The organism is Cellulomonas sp. NPDC089187 (assembly GCF_040685135.1).
Classification (GTDB): Bacteria; Actinomycetota; Actinomycetes; order Actinomycetales; family Cellulomonadaceae; genus Cellulomonas.
The window spans coordinates 665,641-684,733 of the sequence record NZ_JBFBHI010000002.1; the positions used below are offsets into that span (position 1 = coordinate 665,641).

General features: G+C 70.4%; 16 protein-coding genes and 2 pseudogenes. 15 read left to right on the forward strand and 3 right to left on the reverse strand.

Annotated elements, in window-relative coordinates; genetic code table 11:
• Positions 1–97 precede the first annotated feature (97 nt).
• Both AB0N78_RS07450 and whiG read left to right on the forward strand, forming a co-directional pair.
• Positions 98–1,030: a tyrosine recombinase XerC gene (locus AB0N78_RS07450; protein ID WP_363387785.1), complete on the forward strand. Its 933-nt coding sequence runs from the start codon at positions 98–100 to the stop codon at positions 1,028–1,030.
• A gap of 377 nt (positions 1,031–1,407) precedes the next feature.
• Positions 1,408–2,169 (forward strand): annotated as a pseudogene (gene whiG / locus AB0N78_RS07455) (RNA polymerase sigma factor WhiG); the annotation flags it as partial.
• A 63-nt stretch (positions 2,170–2,232) separates the two neighbouring features.
• Here the strand turns inward: whiG and AB0N78_RS07460 are convergent.
• Positions 2,233–3,207 (reverse strand): annotated as a pseudogene (locus AB0N78_RS07460) (M23 family metallopeptidase); the annotation flags it as partial.
• On the opposite strand from AB0N78_RS07460, the gene rpsB reads away from it, so the two are divergent.
• The 8 genes from rpsB (at position 3,095) to dxr (ending at position 10,113) form a co-directional block, all read left to right on the forward strand.
• Entirely contained in the window at positions 3,095–4,012 is a 918-nt protein-coding gene (gene rpsB / locus AB0N78_RS07465; protein ID WP_363387788.1) for a 30S ribosomal protein S2, read from the forward strand. The pseudogene AB0N78_RS07460 and the gene rpsB sit on opposite strands and share 113 nt — an antisense overlap.
• A 29-nt stretch (positions 4,013–4,041) precedes the next feature.
• Complete coding sequence (gene tsf, locus AB0N78_RS07470) at positions 4,042–4,887, forward strand: translation elongation factor Ts (RefSeq protein WP_363387791.1); 846 nt, start codon at positions 4,042–4,044, stop codon at positions 4,885–4,887.
• Between the two features lie 107 nt (positions 4,888–4,994).
• A complete protein-coding gene (gene pyrH, locus AB0N78_RS07475; protein ID WP_363388250.1) occupies positions 4,995–5,732 on the forward strand; it encodes a UMP kinase in 738 nt (245 codons plus the stop codon).
• A 45-nt stretch (positions 5,733–5,777) separates the two neighbouring features.
• A complete protein-coding gene (frr, locus tag AB0N78_RS07480) occupies positions 5,778–6,335 on the forward strand; it encodes a ribosome recycling factor (protein WP_363387794.1) in 558 nt (185 codons plus the stop codon).
• A 7-nt stretch (positions 6,336–6,342) separates the two neighbouring features.
• A complete protein-coding gene (locus tag AB0N78_RS07485) occupies positions 6,343–7,185 on the forward strand; it encodes a phosphatidate cytidylyltransferase (RefSeq protein WP_363387797.1) in 843 nt (280 codons plus the stop codon).
• Between the two features lie 41 nt (positions 7,186–7,226).
• Complete coding sequence (gene rlmN / locus AB0N78_RS07490; RefSeq protein WP_363387799.1) at positions 7,227–8,351, forward strand: 23S rRNA (adenine(2503)-C(2))-methyltransferase RlmN; 1,125 nt, start codon at positions 7,227–7,229, stop codon at positions 8,349–8,351.
• Positions 8,352–8,909 carry a DivIVA domain-containing protein gene (locus tag AB0N78_RS07495; protein WP_363387802.1) on the forward strand — a complete coding sequence of 186 codons (558 nt, stop codon included), beginning with the start codon at positions 8,352–8,354 and terminating at the stop codon, positions 8,907–8,909.
• Between the two features lie 10 nt (positions 8,910–8,919).
• A complete protein-coding gene (gene dxr / locus AB0N78_RS07500; RefSeq protein ID WP_363387805.1) occupies positions 8,920–10,113 on the forward strand; it encodes a 1-deoxy-D-xylulose-5-phosphate reductoisomerase in 1,194 nt (397 codons plus the stop codon).
• Positions 10,114–10,131: 18 nt separating this feature from the next.
• Here dxr and AB0N78_RS07505 read toward each other — a convergent pair whose 3' ends face one another.
• The gene (locus AB0N78_RS07505) at positions 10,132–11,310 is read right to left on the reverse strand and encodes an FAD-dependent oxidoreductase (protein WP_363387808.1); all 1,179 of its coding nucleotides are present in this window, start codon (positions 11,308–11,310) and stop codon (positions 10,132–10,134) included.
• 108 nt (positions 11,311–11,418) lie between these two features.
• On the opposite strand from AB0N78_RS07505, the gene AB0N78_RS07510 reads away from it, so the two are divergent.
• The 4 genes from AB0N78_RS07510 (at position 11,419) to AB0N78_RS07525 (ending at position 16,035) form a co-directional block, all read left to right on the forward strand.
• Positions 11,419–12,546, forward strand: coding sequence for a GGDEF domain-containing protein (locus AB0N78_RS07510; RefSeq protein ID WP_363387811.1), 1,128 nt, complete (start codon positions 11,419–11,421; stop codon positions 12,544–12,546).
• Positions 12,547–12,612: 66 nt separating this feature from the next.
• A complete protein-coding gene (locus AB0N78_RS07515; protein ID WP_363387814.1) occupies positions 12,613–13,920 on the forward strand; it encodes a site-2 protease family protein in 1,308 nt (435 codons plus the stop codon).
• Between the two features lie 67 nt (positions 13,921–13,987).
• Positions 13,988–15,118 carry a flavodoxin-dependent (E)-4-hydroxy-3-methylbut-2-enyl-diphosphate synthase gene (gene ispG / locus AB0N78_RS07520; protein ID WP_363388253.1) on the forward strand — a complete coding sequence of 377 codons (1,131 nt, stop codon included), beginning with the start codon at positions 13,988–13,990 and terminating at the stop codon, positions 15,116–15,118.
• On the forward strand, positions 15,115–16,035 hold the full coding sequence (locus AB0N78_RS07525; RefSeq protein WP_363387817.1) for a GNAT family N-acetyltransferase: 921 nt from the start codon (positions 15,115–15,117) through the stop codon (positions 16,033–16,035). Before ispG ends, AB0N78_RS07525 begins: the two co-directional genes overlap by 4 nt.
• Positions 16,036–16,041: 6 nt before the next feature.
• Here AB0N78_RS07525 and AB0N78_RS07530 read toward each other — a convergent pair whose 3' ends face one another.
• A complete protein-coding gene (locus tag AB0N78_RS07530) occupies positions 16,042–16,920 on the reverse strand; it encodes a DNA-formamidopyrimidine glycosylase family protein (protein WP_363387820.1) in 879 nt (292 codons plus the stop codon).
• Between the two features lie 338 nt (positions 16,921–17,258).
• Here AB0N78_RS07530 and AB0N78_RS07535 point away from each other — a divergent pair, with 338 nt between their 5' ends.
• Complete coding sequence (locus AB0N78_RS07535; protein WP_363387823.1) at positions 17,259–19,067, forward strand: proline--tRNA ligase; 1,809 nt, start codon at positions 17,259–17,261, stop codon at positions 19,065–19,067.
• Positions 19,068–19,093: the final 26 nt, after the last annotated feature.

A 19,093-nucleotide genomic window follows, 5' to 3' on the forward strand; every position in this document is an offset into this window, starting at 1 on the left:
CCGGAAAACCGGACATATACCCGTGATTCCCCCAGGGGTGGGTGATTCCTCACACACGGTGCTTGTCGCCCGGTGGTGTGACGGTCACCCTAGAGCGGTGCAGCAGGAGGCAGGAGCGCAGGAGACGGTCGCGGATGACGCGCTCGTCGACGCCTTCGTGCTCCACTTGCGGGCGCAGCGCGGTCTGTCCGAGCACACCGTGCGGGCCTATCGCAGCGACCTGCGCGCGCTGGAGGGCTACGCCCGACGGCACGGCACCCCGGGGCTGGTCGGAGTGGACCTGACCGTGCTGCGCGGCTGGCTCGCCTCGATGGCCGCCGCCGACCGCAGTCGCGCGACGTTGGCCCGCCGTGGTGCCGCAGTCCGGACGTTCTTCGGATGGGCGGCACGCACCGGAAGGATCGCGCAGGACCCCGCGCTGCGTCTGGGATCGGCCCGCCCGAGCTCGACGCTGCCGACGGTGCTCAGCCAGGACTCCGCCGCCGACCTGCTCGATGTGGCCCGCACCCGCGCCGATGACGAGGACCCGATCCACCTGCGGGACTGGGCGGCGCTGGAGCTGCTCTATGCCACCGGTGTGCGGGTCGGCGAACTCTGCCGCGCCGATGTTGACGACCTGGATCTGGCCGAGCGGACGCTGCGGGTGCTGGGCAAGGGCGGCAAGGAGCGCGTCGTGCCGGTGGGGGAGCCTGCGGTGGATGCGACCCGACAGTGGCTGGGCCGTGGCCGCCCCGCACTGGCCGTTGACGGGTCCGGGCCTGCCCTGTTCCTGGGTCGGCGTGGTGGCCGGGTCGACCAGCGCCAGCTCCGCAGCGCCGTGCATGCCGTGGCGCAGGTTGCCGGAGTGGATGATGTCGCCCCGCATGCGCTGCGGCACAGCGCCGCCACGCATCTCTTGGAAGGTGGCTCCGACCTGCGCAGCGTGCAGGAGGTGCTCGGTCACTCCAGCCTCGCCACCACCCAGCGCTACACCCACGTGACCGCGGACCGCCTCCGCGCGTCCTTCGAGCAAGCTCACCCCCGCGCATGACCCGCGAGACGGAGACCATCATGACTGTGCCGGTCGAGCAGCACACCGCCCCCGGTGCTGCCTCCCGCGGGCTCGCCGCGCCGCTCGGTGTCATCCCGCACCAGAGCGGGGTCGAGGAGTCGCCGCAGCCAGAGCCTGAGCTCGCCACCGTCGTGTTGCTCACCGACGGTGGAGACCTGGCCGAGGCGCTGGTCGATGCGGTGGTGGTAACCGAAGCGTTGGAGGCGCTGGTCCCCGCCCCTGGGCACCTGACCCTCGTCGAGCCGCTGCCCGACCCCGATGTCCTGCTGCCCGAGTCGGACAATCTGGACGGCGGGCGATCCGAGCTGGACGCTCTGGAGGGCTCGCTTCCGCCGGAGGACGTTGAGCCGCAGCTCACGCTGGATCGGGTCGCTCAGGACTGGCTCGCGTTCAAAACCACCGGCGACCGGGTGGTCCGCGAGCGGCTGATTCTGCACTACGCGCCCCTGGTGGCCGCGGTCGCGGGTCGGGTCGGCATGCGGTTGCCCGCGATGGTCGAGCAGGCGGACCTGGTGTCGTACGGCATGTTCGGTCTGATCGACGCGATCGAGAAGTATGAGCTCGGCCGCTCGGTGAAGTTCGAGACCTACGCCTCCTCACGGATCCGCGGTGCGATCCTGGATGAGCTGCGGGCGATGGATTGGATCCCGCGGTCGGTGCGGACCAAGGCCCGGGCGGTCGACCGTGCCTACGCCGAGTTGGAGTCCGAGCTGCACCGGGTGCCCACTGAGCGTGAGGTCGCGGGACGGTTGCAGGTGGACCTGCGCGAGCTGCGTGCCCTGTTCACTCAGCTGTCGACGGTGAACGTCGCGGCATTGGACGAGTTGCTGGGTGCTGGCGATGCCGATCGGCTGTCGTTGCTCGACACGCTCGGCGATGACCGGACCCCTGATCCGGGTGACTCCATGGAAGCGCAGGAGACCAAGTTCCTGCTGGCCCGCGCCATCGACCAGCTCGGCGAGCGGGAGAAACTGGTCCTGGTCCTCTACTACTACGAGGGCATGACCCTGGCGGAGATCGGCCGAGTGTTGGGGGTCACCGAGTCGCGCATCTCGCAGATGCACACCGCCGCCATGGTGCGTCTGCGCAGCCGACTGACCGAGGCCGAGCGGGTCTGACGCCCCGGAGTCCGGGAGCAGCACGATCGGACCGCCGTGCAGCAGCAACCAGGGGTCCAGGTACTCCTGGCCCTCGCGCACACCCCAGTGCAGACACCCGCGCGGATCGCAGTGCGTGGGTCCGCCGCCGAGCGTGCCGACCGGCTGCCCCGCGGACACCCGGTCACCGACTGCCACAGTGGCGCTCACCGGTTCCAGCGAACTGCGCAGACCGTCATCGTGGGTGATCGTCAGCACTGGCCGGTCGACCACGGTGCCCGCAAAGCTGACCGTTCCGGTCCTGGGTGCCAGCACCGCCTCGCCGACCGTGGCATCGAGGTCGACCCCGCGGTGGCCGGGGGACCAGCGTTGGGCAGGCTTCTCGAATCCGCGCAACAGTGGGCCGGGCACCGGAACGGTCCAGTCGTCGCCGGGTGATGCGGGGGCCGACTGGGCGCTGGCGCGGTGCAGGCCGGACAGGCCGACGGCGACGAGCACCGTGGCCGCACTCAGCAGCACGGCTAGTCGGGTGGTGGATCGCAGATGGGTGACGGAGCGCAGCATCGGCCCACCGTGGCTGCGGTGGGCGGGCCCGGTCAGGCGGCGCGGGAACGTTCTGGGGACGATCGATCGTCCCCGGTCGTTGTGGACAGTGTTGGGCCGGGTGAGCAGAGCCACGTTGACGGCGCTCGAGGTAGCGGTGGCGTCCGGTAGACTGCTGCTCGCGACCGGCATCTGTCGGTCGACATCGCGCGTCACCACCGCCCTCACCGGCGGGCCGACGTCGGCAGCGGTCCACCCGGGCAACCAGGTGGTGTCGGCACAGGCGTGGCGCCAGGGATGCCGCCCACCCGGACGGCATCGACAACCGGACGAGCGGGCCCCGCTGAGTGTGGAGCCCGCGATCATGCTGCGCGCCCCACTGGGCGCGCCGGAAGGACGTGCCATGGCCGTCGTGACCATGCGCCAGCTGCTCGAGAGCGGTGTCCACTTCGGACACCAGACCCGCCGGTGGAACCCGAAGATGAAGCGCTTCATCTTCACCGAGCGCAACGGCATCTACATCGTTGACCTGCAGCAGTCGCTGTCGTACATCGACCGCGCCTACGAGTTCGTCAAGGAGACCGTCGCCCACGGCGGCAGCATCCTGTTCGTCGGCACCAAGAAGCAGGCGCAGGAGCCGATCGCCGAGCAGGCCGCCCGCGTGGGCATGCCCTACGTGAACCAGCGCTGGCTCGGTGGCATGCTCACCAACTTCCAGACCGTCAACAAGCGTCTGCAGCGCCTCAAGGAGCTTGAGCTCATCGACTTCGACGACGTCGCGGGGAGCGCCTTCACCAAGAAGGAGCTGCTCATCATGCGTCGTGAGAAGGACAAGCTCGCCAAGACCCTCGGTGGTATCCGCGACATGGCCCGGGTTCCCTCGGCCGTGTGGATCGTGGACACCAACAAGGAGCACCTGGCCGTCGACGAGGCGCGCAAGCTGGGCATCCCGGTCGTGGCGATCCTGGACACCAACTGCGACCCCGACCAGGTCGACTTCCCGATCCCGGGCAACGACGACGCCATTCGCGCCGTGCAGCTGCTGACCCGCGTGATCGCCGACGCCGCGGCCGAGGGCACCATGGCCCGTCACGCCGCCCGTTCGGGTCAGAACGAGGGGGCCGCCGCCACCACTGAGGCCGAGCCGCTGGCCGAGTGGGAGCGTGAGCTGCTCGCCGGTTCCGAGGCTGCTGAGGCCCCGGCTGCCCCGGCCGCTGAGGCTGCGGTCGAGGCCCCCGCCGCTGAGGCTGTTGCCGAGGCTCCCGCCGCCGAGACCACCGAGGCCCCGGCCGCGGAGTCCGGCGACGAGACCGCCAACTGACACCCACGACCACAAGGACGGATACACAGATGGCGAACTACAGCCTGTCCGACATCAAGGACCTCCGCGAGGCCACCGGTGCCGGCATGATGGACGTCAAGAAGGCGCTCGAGGAGGCCTCCGGCGACAAGGACAAGGCGCTGGAGATCATCCGCGTCAAGGGCCTCAAGGGCGTCTCCAAGCGGGAGAGCCGCTCTGCCTCCGACGGTCTGGTGGCCGCTGAGGTCATCACCGCCGGCGACGGCGAGAACGAGGTCGGCGTCATCGTCGAGGTGAACTCGGAGACGGACTTCGTCACCAAGAACGCCACCTTCATCACCCTGTCCGAGAAGGTGCTCGCCACCGCGGTCGCCTCCGGTGCCCGTGACGCGGACGCGCTGCTCGCGGCGGACGTCGACGGCAAGCCGCTGTCGGAGGTCGTCGACGAGACCGCCGCCGTGCTGGGCGAGAAGCTGGTCGTGCGCCGCCTGGAGCGGGTCGCCGGTGAGAAGGTCACCGTCTACCTGCACAAGGTGAACAAGGACCTCCCGCCGCAGGTCGGCGTGCTGGTCGCCACCGACGCCAAGGGTGCCGAGATCGCCCGGGACATCGCCACGCACATCGCAGCGTTCTCCCCGTCGTACCTCACCCGTGACGAGGTTCCGGCCGAGACGGTCGAGAACGAGCGTCGGATCGCCGAGGAGACCTCCCGCAACGAGGGCAAGCCGGAGGCCGCGCTCCCCAAGATCGTCGAGGGTCGCCTGAACGGGTTCTTCAAGGAGGTCGTCCTGCTGGACCAGCCCTTCGCCAAGGACCCCAAGAAGTCGGTCGGTCAGGTCCTGACCGAGGCCGGCGGCACTGTCACCGGATTCGTCCGGTACCGCGTCGGCGCCTGACGCACCACGCATCCGGTGGCCCCGGCCCGTACAGGGTCGGGGCCACCGGCGCGAGAACCACCGCACCACCGCCAGCCGACGACTCCCGGAGGGACCCCATGGCCACCATGATCGAAGAGACGACCGGCGAGGAGCGCACCGCACGGCGGGTGCTGCTGAAGCTGTCCGGTGAGGCCTTCGGTGGTGGCGCGATCGGTCTGGACGCCGCAGTCGTCCGCCGGATCGCCAGCGAGATCGGTGCCGCGGTGGCTGACGGCGTGCAGGTTGCCATCGTGGTCGGCGGCGGGAACTTCTTCCGCGGGGCGCAGCTGGCCACCATGGGGCTGGACCGGGCCCGTGCCGACTACATGGGCATGCTCGGCACTGTGATGAACTGCCTGGCCCTGCAGGACTTCCTGGAGCAGGCCGGGGTCAGCACCCGGGTGCAGACCGCAATCACCATGGGGCAAGTCGCTGAGCCGTACATCCCGCTGCGGGCGATCCGTCACCTGGAGAAGAACCGGGTCGTGATCTTCGGTGCCGGCGCGGGGCTGCCGTACTTCTCCACCGACACCGTCTCCGTGCAGCGTGCTCTGGAGACGCACTGCGACGAGGTCCTGATGGGCAAGAACGGCGTCGACGGTGTCTACACCGCCGACCCGCGCACCGACCCCAGCGCCCGGCGTCTGGACCACCTGACCTACACCGAGGCCATCGTCGGCGAGCTCGGCGTGATGGACTCCACCGCGCTGAGCATGTGCCGCGACAACGGCGTGCGGATGCGCGTCTTCGGGCTGGAGGAGCCGGGGAATGTCACCCGTGCACTCCGGGGTGAGAAGATCGGGACGCTGGTCACCGAGGACTGACCGACCCGCCCAGCATCCGCGGACCACAGAACCAAAGGAGCCACCGTGATCGACGACATCCTCCTCGAGGCCGAGGACAAGATGGACAAGGCCGTCGAGGTCGCCAAGGAGGACTTCGCCGCGATCCGCACCGGCCGTGCCAACGCCGCGATGTTCAACAAGATCGTCGTGGACTACTACGGCGCGCCGACCCCGCTGCAGCAGCTCGCGTCCTTCCAGGTGACCGAGGCGCGCACTGTGCTGATCTCGCCCTTCGACAAGACCGCGATGGCCGCGATCGAGAAGGCGCTGCGTGACTCCGACCTCGGCGTCAACCCGAGCAACGACGGCAACGCGATCCGGATCATCCTGCCCGCCCTCACCGAGGAGCGTCGCAAGGACTACGTGAAGCTGGCCAAGACCAAGGCCGAGGACGCCAAGATCTCGATCCGTAGCGTGCGCCGCCGGGCCAAGGACGGGCTGGACAAGCTGGTCAAGGACGGCGACGTCGGCGAGGACGAGGTCGCGCGCGCGGAGAAGGAGCTGGAGGCGCTGACCAAGAGCCACGTCGACACCATCGACACCGTGCTCGCCGCCAAGGAGAACGAGCTCCTCGAGGTCTGAGCGCCCCATGTCCAGCACCGTCGCCCCCGCACCCCCGCGCGCCGGCCGGAATCTTCCGGTCGCCATCGCGGTGGGTGTCGGCCTGCTCCTGGTCGTCGTCGCCTCGTTGATCTTCCGCAAGGAGCTCTTCGGGGTGATCGCGGTCGCGGCGGTCGGCGCTGGACTGTGGGAGCTCGCCCAGGCATTCGCCCGGCGCGGGGTGCACATCCCGTTGCTGCCCTTGCTGGTCGGGGACATCGGCATCCTGATCTCGGCCTATGTGGCCGGGCCGGAGGCGCTGTTCGTGGCCTTCGTGCTGACGGTCGGTGGGCTGGTGATCTGGCGGGTGCTCGACGGGTCCGGGCCCGCAGCGCTGCGCGATGCGACGGCGGGCACCCTCGCGGCGGCCTACCTGCCGCTGATGGGTGGCTTTGTCATGCTGATGCTGGCGGAGGCGGACGGGGCGGCCCGGGTGGCGCTGTTCGTGCTGCTCTGCGTGGCCAATGACACCGGTGGGTATGCCGTCGGCGTGCTGATCGGACGGCATCCGCTGGCCCCGTCGGTGAGCCCCAAGAAGACCTGGGAAGGTTTGGCGGGGTCGCTGGTGTTGGCCTGTGTGGTCGGGGTGCTTGGTGTGCACCTCATGTTCGATGGTGACCCGGCGGTCGGTGCTCTGCTCGGGGTGGCGGCGGTCGCGGTGGCCACGTTGGGTGACCTCGCGGAGTCCCTGCTCAAGCGGGACCTCGAACTCAAGGACATGGGCAGTCTGCTTCCCGGCCACGGTGGTGTGCTGGACCGGATCGACTCGCTGCTGCTCGCCGCCCCCGTGATCTACCTGCTGCTGCACGCGCTGCAGCCGGTCGCGGCCTGATCGCCGCCACCACCCCAGCCGTCAACTCGCCGGAGCTTCGTATGACCTCGACCCCCGTCGCACTCAATCTGTCCACGCCCGCCCGGGGTGCCCGTGGCAAGCCGCCGAAGCACTTCGCGGATCTGACCCCGGACGAGCGGGTGGCCAAGGTGGTGGAGCTGGGGGAGAAGCCGCTGCGTGCCAAGCAGTTGGCCACCCACTACTTCAGTCACCTCACCTCCGACCCGTCGGCGATGACCGACCTGCCGGCTGCCAGCCGGGACAAGCTGGTCGAGGCGATGTTCCCGCAGCTGCTCACCGCCGCCCGCACTCTGCACGCGGACGGCGGCACCACCGTGAAGACCCTGTGGCACCTGTTCGACGGGGCCAAGGTCGAGTCGGTGCTGATGCGCTACGCCAACCGGACCACCCTGTGCGTGTCCTCCCAGGCCGGTTGTGGCATGGCCTGCCCGTTCTGCGCCACGGGGCAGCTGGGCCTGACCCGCAACCTGTCCCCGGCGGAGATCATCGAGCAGGTGCGGTCGGCCGCCCGGTCGCTGGCAGCCGGTGAGGTGCCCGGCGGGGAAACCCGACTGTCGAATGTCGTGTTCATGGGCATGGGCGAGCCGCTGGCCAACTACAAGACCGTGATGGCCACGGTGCGAGCGCTGACCGCCCCGACGCCGCAGGGCTTCGGGATGAGTGCCCGCAACATCACCGTCTCCACCGTCGGTCTGGCCCCGGCGATGGACAAGTTGGCCGGTGAGGGCATCCCGGTCACCCTGGCGTTGTCCCTGCACGCGCCCGATGACGAGCTGCGCTCCGAACTGGTGCCGATGAACAGCCGATTCTCGGTGAAGGAGGTGCTCGACTCCGCGCGGCGGTACTTCGAGGCCACCGGTCGCCGGGTGTCGATCGAGTACGCGTTGATGCGGGACATCAACGACCAGGCGTGGCGCGCCGATCTGCTCGGCACCGAGCTGAACCGGCGCGGACGCGGCTGGGTGCACTGCAACCCGATCCCGTTGAATCCGACCCCCGGTTCCAAGTGGACGGCGAGCGATCCCGCGGTCGAGGCCGAGTTCGTGGCACGCTTGCGGGCACACGGGATCCCCACCACGGTGCGGGACACTCGGGGCAGCGACATCGACGGCGCCTGCGGTCAGTTGGCGGCTGAGGAGGACTGAATGAGCGACGGCGGCATGTTCCGGCGGGTCTCCGGGCTGAGCACCGGGTATCACACGGAAGAAGTCGACGACTTCTTCGCTCACGCTCGGACCGTCTACGAGCAGGGCCCCGCTGGCGCGCTCACCGGCAAGGACGTGCGCACGGCTGCCTTCGACCTGGTCCGGCACGGCTACTCCACCACCGCGGTGGATGCGGCACTGGACCGGCTGGAAGCGGCGTTCGTTGCTCGGTCCCGCGCGGACTTCATCAACGAGCGGGGTCGTCAGGCCTGGCTGGAGCACTTGGCCGACCAAGCCCGCACCCTGTACGGCCGGCTGACCCGACCCGACGGTGAGCGGTTCGCCCCGCCGGCCGGGCGCGCGGCCGGCTACGACGTCGAGCAGGTGGACGACGTCTGCCACCGATTGGTCGCCTACTTCGACCGGAACCAGCCGCTGACCGCCCAGGAGCTGCGCACCACTGTCTTCGCGCGGGCCAAGGGCAAGCGCGCCTACGACGAGGCCTCGGTGGACGCGTTCCTGGAGCGGGCGGTCGACGTCCTGCTCGCCGCGGAGTGAGCCCGGCGGCATGACCGCCCGCCGCGACATCGTCCTGCTCGGCTCCACCGGATCGATCGGGGTCCAGGCGGAGGACGTGGTGCTGCGCAACCCGGAGCGCTTTCGGGTGACCGGCATTGCCGCGGGGGGTTCTGATCCGGATGCTCTGGCCGCGCAGGCGGTGCGGCTGCGGGTGCGCACCGTTGCGGTCGCTGATCCTCGCGCGACCGACGCGGTCCGTGCCGCCTACGCCCGCCACGCGGTCGCTGCGGGACTGCCTGCTGACGGTGTCGACCTGCTCGGTGGACCGCAGGCCGTCGAGCAGGTCGCCGCGAGCCCGGTGGATGTGGTGCTCAACGGGATCACCGGGTCCGTCGGGCTGGGTCCGACGCTGGCGACGTTGCGCGCCGGTACCACCCTGGCACTCGCCAACAAGGAGTCACTGGTGGCCGGTGGCGCGCTGGTCCGGCAGGCACAGCAGCGACCCGATCAGATCGTCCCGGTCGACTCCGAGCACTCGGCGCTGGCACAGGCGCTGCGTGGTGGGCGGCGCGCGGAGGTGCGCCGACTGGTGCTGACGGCCTCCGGTGGCCCGTTCCGCGGCCGTGGGATGGCGGATCTGGCGGCGGTGACCCCGGCGCAGGCGCTCGCCCACCCCACCTGGCGGATGGGGCCGGTGGTCACGATCAACTCCGCGACCCTGGTCAACAAGGGCTTGGAGCTGATCGAGGCCCACTGGCTGTTCGATGTCCCCGCGCAGGACATCGCCGTGGTGGTGCACCCGCAGTCGGTGGTGCACTCGATGGTCGAGTTCGTCGACGGCTCCACTCTGGCGCAGGCCTCACCGCCGGATATGCGGCTGCCGATCGCGCTCGGACTGGGCTGGCCGGACCGGGTGCCGGATGCGGTGCCCGCCTGCGACTGGACTACCGCCGCTGCGTGGACCTTCGAGCCGCTGGACACCGCCGCGTTCCCCGCCGTGGACCTGGCCCGGTCGGCGGTGGCGAGTTCGGCGACGCACCCGGCCGTGCTCAATGCGGCGAATGAGGTCGCGGTGGCGGCGTTCTTGGCCGGTGGCTGCGGGTTCCTCGACATTGTGCGGACGGTGCACGCCGTCCTGGGCGACCACCGGGACACCGGGACGTCCACCACCCTGGACCAGGTGCTCGCCGCCGAGGAGTGGGCGCGCGCCCGCGCCGGTGAGATCCTGCGTGGGTCCCGGTGATCCGGCGGATCAGCCCGGTCACCCGCCGGCCCGCACCAGCGCGGTGTCCGATCCGGTGAGCAGGTCCGCCAGCACCCGACCCGAGAGGTTCGCCGCGGCGAACGGCTCCGGTCCGTGCCCGCCGACCCAACCGATCCCGTCCGCATCGAGCCCCACCGGGTAGGGCGTCATCGCGGCACGTGACCACGACCAGCGCTGGCTGACCGGCAGCTGACCGAGCGCGGGAATCAGCGTGGCCAGTCGACGGTGCAGAGATCTGACCCCGCCGCGCCGCCACCCGCGCCGAGCGGCGGTGACCAGCACAGCCCGGTCGTCGGCGGTGCGCACCAGACGCACGGCGTCCGGGCCGTCGAGGTGGAGCAGCTGCCCGGGCCGCAACCCGACCTGCTCCCACAGCGCGGGCGACGCGGGTTCGGTCGCCCAGCCCGCCTCTGACACAGCTGAGGGTTGCCAGCGGCCGCCCGGGACGCTGCACGCCCCGGTGGCCTGGACGATGCGGTCCGCCCGGATGATGCCCTGGTCGCTCACCACCGCGCCGGGACTAATCCGTAGCGCCCGGGTGTGCTCGGCGATCCGAGCCCCACGGGACACCAGGGCCTCGGCCAGACCGCGCAGCAGCAGCACCGGTTGCACGGTGGCGCAATCGGCGGTGTCGATCCCGCCGACCGCCCCGTTCACCAGCACCCGACGGGCTACGGCGCTGACATCGAGGGGCCGGTCCTCGGTGGCCGGGTCGAGAGTCCGACCCAGCCGGGTGAACCCCCTGGTGTCCCGAGCCAGACGCAGCGCGCCCCGGTACTGGAAGTCGCAGTCGATCTGTTCAGCGGCCACGGTGCCACCGACCTCGATCACCGCGTCCCGCAACAGGGCCATGGTCAAGCCCGGTGGGCTGTCCGGCCTGGACCGGGGCCGGCGCGGAAGATCCCCGCTCCAGGCCGAACACGCGCCGATGCCCCGTCCCGACGCCCCGTCCGCCACGGTTCCCGCGTCGATCACCAGCACGTCCAGGGCGGGGTCGGCATCAAGCAGAGCCCAGGCCGCCCAGAGCCCGCTCGCCCCGGCACCGATGATGACCACCTCCGCGGTGCTGTCGCCGTCCAGGGGATCGGTCGGACTCCGGTCCGGCGCGGTGGTCTGCCACAGCACGCTGGACAGCGGGGCGGACCGGGAGCGCCAGGTCGGCGTGAACGAGCTCATGGGCCCAGCTTCGGTCCGGACCCCGGACCTGGCAATGGGGCCCGTCGGCGCGGGTGAACTCCTGGCTGGAGGGCTGACACCCCAGGACGTGCGGGTTAGCGTGCCCGGATGAGCGCCCCGCACCGGCAGGGGTCGAGTACGCGCCGGCCTGACGACCCGACCTCCGCGGCGATCCGACGTGTGCTGGTGGTGTGCCTGGGCGTGGGACTGGTCACTCTGGTGGTGGTGGCAGCCCTGCGCTGGTCCGACCCGGTGACCCGAGGGGCGTTCCCGGCGCTGGGGCTCGTGATCGGCGTCTTCGGGTGGCTGGTGCTGCGGCATCCGTCGGCGGTGGTGGTCGCCTCGCGGCTCGTGTTGATCGTCCTGGACGCAGGCTGGTTGGTGATGTTGGGTCTGCGGCTCGCCCTGCCGCCGGAACGGGGCGGCGGCTGGGACGAGCTGTTCCCCACCGTGTTCATGGGGCTGGTGCTGTTCCTGGTGATCGGCTACGTGATCTTCGACACCCGCCAGGCCGGTCTGCATGCGGCGGTGGTCATCCTGGTGATCCTGGCGGTGGGCAGCGGTGCCCTGATCGGGCAGCCCCAGCACCGTCACCATGTGCTGGACCTGGTCCGCTACGGGATCTACCTCGGTGTACTGACCGCCATGCTCCACGTGCTGTCCCGCAGCAAAGAGCAGGCCACCCGGGCGTTGCAGGCCGCCCGGTACGCCAGCGCCGAGGCGGCGAGCATGCGGGAGATGGCCTACCGCGATCCGCTGACCGGGGCGGCCAATCGACGCCGATTGGATGACGAGCTGGTCTATCAGGCCCGGTTGGTCGCCTCCGGCATCCCGGTGGCGCTGGTGTACCTGGATCTGGATCACTTCAAGCAGATCAACGACGCCTACGGCCACGAGACCGGGGACCGAGTGCTGGCCACGGTGGCGACGGTGCTGGAACGGGGACTGCGCTCAGGTGACGTGGTGGCCCGGCTCGGCGGTGAGGAGTTCGTGGCGGTGGCACCGGGGCTGGATCGAGCCGCCGCGGCGCAGACCGCCGAGCGGCTCCGGCGGGCGCTGACCGAGGCGGTGGCCGCGCAGGTCGGGGTCCAGGTGACGGCCAGCGTCGGGGTGACGATGGTGCGCCCCGGCGAGAGCCCGCAGGCGGTGATCGCCCGGGCCGATGCGTTGATGTACCGCGCCAAACGTGACGGCCGGAACCGGGTCGTGGCGGACACGGCACCATCCGAGGAGTGAACGTCCAGCGGACACCCAGACTGGTGCGGCACCATGTTCCGGTTCGCAGCGAGGATGGAGTGAGAAATGGCCTACGCGATCGGTGTGCTGATCCTGGTCGTGGGCGTGTTGGTCTCCATCGCGCTGCACGAGGTCGGGCACATGGTGCCCGCCAAGAAGTTCGGGGTCCGGGTCAGCCAGTACATGGTCGGCTTCGGACCCACGCTCTGGTCCCGCACCAAGGGGGAGACCGAGTACGGGGTGAAGGCGATCCCCTTGGGTGGCTACGTGCGGTTGATCGGGATGTACCCGACTCCGGATGCGGTGGGCAACCCGCCGGTGCGGGGCTTCTTCAGCCGGATTGCCGCAGAGGCGCGGGAAGCGAGCGCGGAGGAGATCCGGCCGGGGGAGGACCACCGCGCGTTCTACCGGCTCTCCACCCCCAAGAAGCTGGTGGTGATGCTCGGCGGACCGGTAATGAACCTGGTGATCGCCGTGGTGCTGCTCGGCGTGATCTACGTCGGGATCGGCACGCCCCAGTCGTCGACGACGCTGGCCTCGGTGAGCGAGTGCGTGCTGCCCGCCGGTTCGACCGCGACCACCTGCACCGACGACGACCCGATCTCACCCGGTGCGGCCGCCGGTCTGGAGCCGGGCGACCGGATCGTGTCCTACAACGGGCAGTCCATCGACTCCTGGGACCAGGTCTTCCAACTGATCCGGGCGGATGCCGGGCGGACGGTGCCGATCGTGGTGGACCGGGATGGTCAGACGCTGAGTTTGCAGATCACCCCGGTGGCAGCCGAGCGACCGCAGGTGGACGAGAACGGTGTTGCGCTCACCGATGAGGACGGCACGGTGCTGACCACCGAGGTCGGGTTCGTGGGGATCAGCCCGGCGGACGAGCTGGTGCGCCAGCCGCTCTCCGAGGCGATCGGTCTGGCGGCGGATGGCACCTGGCAGACCGCCAAGGCGGTGGCGACCTTGCCGGTCACGCTGTGGAACACCGGTCAGTCCGCCTTTGGTGGCGGGGAGCGTGACCCGAATGGCGTGATCAGTCTGGTGGGCGTCGGTCAGATCGCTGGGGAGATCGGCGCGGCTGACGGGGCAGGGCTTGCCCAGCGGGTCGCGAGCATGTTGAGCCTGATCGCCTCGCTCAACCTGGCGCTGTTCGTCTTCAACCTGATCCCGCTGGTTCCCTTGGACGGAGGACACGTGGCCGCGGCGCTCTGGGAGGGCCTCAAGCGGCAGATCGCTCGACTGCGTGGCTTGCCCCGCCCGCGCCCCGCCGACGCGGCCCGCCTGCAGCCCTTGGCATTGGGGGTGTTCGTGCTGCTCGGCGGCATGAGCCTGGTGTTGATGTACGCCGACATCGTGAACCCGATCACGGGGTGACCTCAGCGGATGCGGCGGCGCGATGCGGTGCGATGATGAGCCCGTGACCACGCCGATCGCCCTGGGGATGCCCGAGCCGCCACCCCCGGTCCTGGCCCCGCGGCGCCCCACCAGGAAGATCCGGGTGGGCAGTGTCGAGGTCGGAGGGGACGCGCCGGTCAGCGTCCAGTCGATGACCACGACGGTGACCGCGGATGTCAACGCCACCCTGCAGCAGATCGCGGAGCTGACCGCGGCAGGCTGCGACATCGTCCGGGTGGCCGTGCCCAGCCAGGACGACGCCGACGCGCTGCCGGCCATTGCCCGCAAGTCGCAGATCCCGGTGGTGGCCGACATCCACTTCCAGCCGCGGTATGTCTACGCCGCCATCGATGCGGGCTGCGCCGCTGTGCGGGTGAACCCGGGCAACATCCGCGCCTTCGACGACCAGGTGCGGCAGATTGCCCGGGCCGCCGAGCAGGCGGAGGTCTCCCTGCGGATCGGCGTGAACGCGGGTTCCCTCGACCCACGCCTGCTCGCCAAATATGGCAAGGCCACCCCCGAGGCCCTGGTGGAGTCGGCGGTCTGGGAAGCGTCACTGTTCGAGGAACACGACTTTCACGACTTCAAGATCTCGGTGAAGCACCACGATCCGGTGGTCACGGTCCGCGCCTATCAGCTGCTGTCCGAACGCGGTGACTGGCCGCTGCACCTGGGCGTCACTGAGGCCGGGCCGGCGTTCCAGGGCACGATCAAATCCGCCACCGCCTTCGGCGCGCTGCTCAGCCAGGGGATCGGCGACACGATCCGGGTCTCGCTGTCCGCCCCGCCGGTGGAGGAGGTCAAGGTCGGCATCCAGATTCTGCAGTCGCTCAACCTGCGTCCGCGCAAGCTGGAGATCGTCTCCTGTCCGTCCTGCGGTCGGGCGCAGGTGGATGTCTACGACCTTGCCGAGCGGGTGACCGCCGGGTTGGAGGGGCTGACCGTGCCGCTGCGGGTGGCGGTGATGGGGTGCGTGGTCAACGGACCGGGGGAGGCCCGGGAGGCTGATCTCGGGGTGGCCTCCGGCAACGGCAAGGGCCAGATCTTCGTCAAGGGTCAGGTGGTTCGCACCGTTCCCGAGCACGCCATCGTGCAGACGCTGATCGACGAGGCGATGCGGATCGCCGACCAGATGACCCCGGTGGAGGGCGCGGCCCCGGTGGTGTCGGTGTCATGAGGGACGTCGTGACCGCGGCGGGCATCGGTGTCCGGAGCGGTCCGGGACATGGTCGGGTTCTCGGTGACGACGACCTACCCGCCGCGTTGGCCGTATGCGCGCTGGACCCGGTGGCCTCGGTGCTGGCCACCGTCCGGCTCGAGCAGGCGACCCGGGTCGGGCTGCGTCGCACCGGTGGGCATCTGTGGGGGTACGAGGTCGACGGGCTGCTGGTGGCGATCTGCTGGTCCGGGGCCAATCTGGTCCCGGTGATCCCGACCCTGCCGGACACCGATGCGGTGCGGTCGGCGGCGATCACTGACCACGCGCTGGAGACGTTCGGTGCCTTCGGTCGTGCGCAGGGGCGGCGGTGCTCGTCCATCGTCGGCCAGGCTCCGGCCGCGCTCGGGCTCTGGGACCGGTTGCGACCGGCATGGGGCCGGGTGCGCGAGGTCCGGGATGACCAGCCGTCGATGGTGGTGGACCACGATCCGGCGGTGGAACCGGACCCGACGGTGCGCCTGAGCCGCCCGGAGGAGTTCGACGCGGTGCTGCCTGCCTGCGTGCAGATGTTCACTGAGGAGGTGGGCTACTCCCCGCTGGCCGGATCGGGTGGCGCCTACGAGGCCCGGGTGCGTGGTCTGATCCGTGATCGGCGCTCCTTCGTCCGCATGGATCGGTCCGGGCAGGTGGTGTTCAAGGCCGAACTCGGGGCGGTGGCCGGTGGCGTCGCCCAGATCCAGGGGGTATGGGTGCGCCCGGACCGGCGCGGTGAAGGACTGTCCGAATCTGGGATGGCGGCGGTGGTGACCGCGACTCGTCGCCAGGTCGCGCCCGTGGTGTCGCTGTATGCCAACGGGTACAACGAGCGCGCGCTCGCGGCCTACCGCAGGGTCGGCTTCCGTCAGGTGGGGACCTACGCCACCGTGCTGTTCTGATCCGACCTAGCGCAGCAGCCGGGACATCCGCCGGTCGGCCAGTGGCTTGCCCCCGGTCTGACAGGTGGGGCAGTACTGCAGCGAGGAGTCCGCGAAGGACACCTCGTGCACCGTGTCCCCGCAGGGGACCCCGTTCCACCCGGGGCACAGTTCTCCGGTGCGCCCGTGCACCCGCATGCCACGTCGTTTGGCGTCCTTGAGCTCGGCGGCCGGACGCCCCGCAGCGGAGCTGATCGCCTCGCCGAGCACGGACAGCACCGCAGCGTGCAGGCGTGCGATGTGCTCGGCGTCGAAGGAGCGGGTGAGGGCGAACGGGCTGGTGCGGGCGACCAGCAGGATCTCGTCGGAGTAGGCGTTGCCGATCCCGGCGATGGTGCCCTGGTCGCGCAGCAGACCCTTGATCTGCTGGTTCTTCGCCGCCATCAGTGCGGCGAGTCGATCGATGGTGAAGTCCGCGGACAGCGGCTCGACGCCCAGTGAGGCGATCTGGGGCACCTGTGCGGGATCATGCACCACAGAGACCGCCAGACGTTTGCGGGTGCCCGCCTCGGTCAGATCGAACCCGGAGCCGTCGTCCAGACGTATCCGCAGGGCCAACGGGGAGCGCCCCGGTCGCACCGTGGTCGTCGGCATGGTCTCCGACCAGCGCAGCCAGCCGGCTCGGGCGAGGTGGAACACCAGGTGGAGCGAGGGCGACACCTGCAGGTCCAGCCACTTGCCGTGCCGCGCGGCGGATTCCACCGTGCCACCGACCAGGGCATCGGGCCCGGGGGAGAAGGTCTTCAGCGCGCTGATCGCCCCGACCTCGACTGCGGTCACCGTTCTGCCGACTGCTCGCTCGGACAGGAAGGCCCGCAATGACTCCACCTCTGGCAGCTCCGGCATACCCCACATGGTGGCGCACACCACTGTCATCGTGCCTGCGACCACCCAGTCACAGCCTGTCGTGCACTCCAGTCATAGCAATCATGACTAGAGTCATCTTTGCGCTCCTCACACGGGAGTCGCCTCCCACAGCAGGGGCCGGCCCTCGGGCCGGTGTGGGAGCTGTCGGTGCCGGCTGTGGTCGTCGCCGACATGCAGGGACGCCCGGCGGGGAAGACACAGGGGACCTCGCCGGGCACGCCCTCGCAGGTTGTACCCGACGGCCTGCGAGGGTGTCCTGTCCCCGCCGCCGATCAGCTCACTGCCTCCACCCCGCGCCCCGCACTAGGCTGCACCCCATGCTGCTACGCCTCTCCACGCTCTTCCTCCGCACGTTGCGGGAGGACCCCGCCGACGCCGAGGTGGCCAGCCACAAGCTGCTGGTCCGCGCCGGGTACATCCGCCGTGCCGCCCCCGGCATCTACACCTGGCTGCCGCTGGGCCTGCGGGTGCTGGCCAAGGTCGAGCAGGTGGTGCGTGAGGAGATGGCTGCCGCCGGCGCGCAGGAAGTGCACTTCCCGGCGCTGCTGCCCCGGGAGCCCTATGAGGCCACCGGTCGATGGACCGAGTACGGCCCGAACCTGTTCCGGCTCCAGGACCGCCGAGAGGTGGACTACCTGCTGGCACCCACCCACGAGGAGATGTTCACCCTCCTGGTCAAGGACATGTACTCCTCCTACAAGGAGTTGCCGCTGGCGCTCTACCAGATCCAGACCAAGTACCGCGATGAGGCACGTCCCCGCGCCGGTCTGATCCGTGGCCGCGAGTTCATCATGAAGGACGCCTACTCCTTCGACCTGGACGACGCCGGGCTGGAGGCCTCCTACCAGCGGCAGCGTGACGCCTACCAGCGGATCTTCCAGCGGTTGGGGCTGGAGTACGTCATCGTGGCGGCTACCTCCGGTGCGATGGGGGGCTCGCGGTCCGAGGAGTTCCTCACCCCCACCGCGATCGGCGAGGACACCTTCGTCCGGTCGCCCGGTGGCTACGCCGCCAACGTCGAGGCGGTCACCACCGTGGCCCCGGAGCCGGTGGACGCCTCCGATGCCCCGGCCGCGCATGTGGAGGACACCCCGGACACCCCGACCATCGACTCGCTGGTCGCGGTGGCCAACGCCCAGCACCCGCGCGCGGACCGGGCGTGGACCGCCGCCGACACCCTGAAGAACGTGGTGTTGGCCCTGGTACACCCCACCGGTGAGCGTGAGCTCCTGGTCGTCGGCCTGCCCGGTGACCGTGAGGTCGACCTCAAGCGTCTGGAGGCCGGTGTCAGCCCGGCGGAGGTGGAGACTGCCACCGAGGCCGACTTCGCCGCGCACCCCGAGCTGGTCAAGGGCTACATCGGCCCTGGCGCGCTCGGCCCCAACCCGGAGGGCAAGGCGGTCGACGAGGAGGGTCGTACTGCGGTGCGGTACCTGCTCGACCCGCGTGTGGTCCCCGGCACCCGGTGGATCACCGGTGCCAACCAGCCCGGCAAGCACGTCTTCGATCTGGTGGCGGGCCGCGACTTCACCGCGGACGGCACCGTGGAGGCCGCCGAGGTGCGCGCCGGTGACCCCGCCCCGGACGGCTCCGGCCCGCTGGAGCTGGCCCGCGGCATCGAGATCGGCCACATCTTCGCGCTGGGTCGCAAGTACGCGCAGGCGCTCGGTCTGACTGTGCTGGACCAGAACGGCAAGTCCCAGGTCGTCACAATGGGCTCCTACGGCATCGGGGTCAGCCGGGTGCTCGCCGCGTTGGCCGAGGCGAATCACGACGACAAGGGCCTGGCCTGGCCTGCGCAGGTCGCCCCGGCACAGGTGCATGTGGTGGCCACCGGCAAGGACGCCACGGTGTTCGAGGCCGCTGAGGCGCTGGCCACCACGTTGGACGCTCGTGGCATCGAGGTGCTCTACGACGACCGTCCCAAGGTCTCTCCCGGCGTGAAGTTCGCCGACGCGGAGCTGCTGGGTGTGCCGCTGGTGGTCGTGGTCGGTCGCGGTCTGGCCGACGGTGTGGTCGAGGTGCGCCCCCGGGTGGTCACCGCCGAGGGACCGCAGTCCGAGCAGGTGCCGGTGGCGCAGGCCGCGGACCGCGTGGCCGAGTTGGTCGACGCGATGCTGGGCTGAGCCGGCTATGACACAGCACACGGCCC

Excerpts from the sequence above, each read along its gene's own strand:
- AB0N78_RS07525 (WP_363387817.1), top strand. The coding sequence starts at position 15,115 with ATGAGGGACGTCGTGACCGCGGCGGGCATCGGTGTCCGGAGCGGTCCG.
- AB0N78_RS07530 (WP_363387820.1), bottom strand. The coding sequence starts at position 16,920 with ATGCCGGAGCTGCCAGAGGTGGAGTCATTGCGGGCCTTCCTGTCCGAG.
- ispG (WP_363388253.1), top strand. The coding sequence starts at position 13,988 with ATGCCCGAGCCGCCACCCCCGGTCCTGGCCCCGCGGCGCCCCACCAGG.
- AB0N78_RS07505 (WP_363387808.1), bottom strand. The coding sequence starts at position 11,310 with ATGAGCTCGTTCACGCCGACCTGGCGCTCCCGGTCCGCCCCGCTGTCC.
- dxr (WP_363387805.1), top strand. The coding sequence starts at position 8,920 with ATGACCGCCCGCCGCGACATCGTCCTGCTCGGCTCCACCGGATCGATC.
- rlmN (WP_363387799.1), top strand. The coding sequence starts at position 7,227 with ATGACCTCGACCCCCGTCGCACTCAATCTGTCCACGCCCGCCCGGGGT.
- AB0N78_RS07495 (WP_363387802.1), top strand. The coding sequence starts at position 8,352 with ATGAGCGACGGCGGCATGTTCCGGCGGGTCTCCGGGCTGAGCACCGGG.
- AB0N78_RS07485 (WP_363387797.1), top strand. The coding sequence starts at position 6,343 with ATGTCCAGCACCGTCGCCCCCGCACCCCCGCGCGCCGGCCGGAATCTT.
- rpsB (WP_363387788.1), top strand. The coding sequence starts at position 3,095 with ATGGCCGTCGTGACCATGCGCCAGCTGCTCGAGAGCGGTGTCCACTTC.
- AB0N78_RS07515 (WP_363387814.1), top strand. The coding sequence starts at position 12,613 with ATGGCCTACGCGATCGGTGTGCTGATCCTGGTCGTGGGCGTGTTGGTC.
- pyrH (WP_363388250.1), top strand. The coding sequence starts at position 4,995 with ATGATCGAAGAGACGACCGGCGAGGAGCGCACCGCACGGCGGGTGCTG.
- tsf (WP_363387791.1), top strand. The coding sequence starts at position 4,042 with ATGGCGAACTACAGCCTGTCCGACATCAAGGACCTCCGCGAGGCCACC.
- AB0N78_RS07535 (WP_363387823.1), top strand. The coding sequence starts at position 17,259 with ATGCTGCTACGCCTCTCCACGCTCTTCCTCCGCACGTTGCGGGAGGAC.
- AB0N78_RS07510 (WP_363387811.1), top strand. The coding sequence starts at position 11,419 with ATGAGCGCCCCGCACCGGCAGGGGTCGAGTACGCGCCGGCCTGACGAC.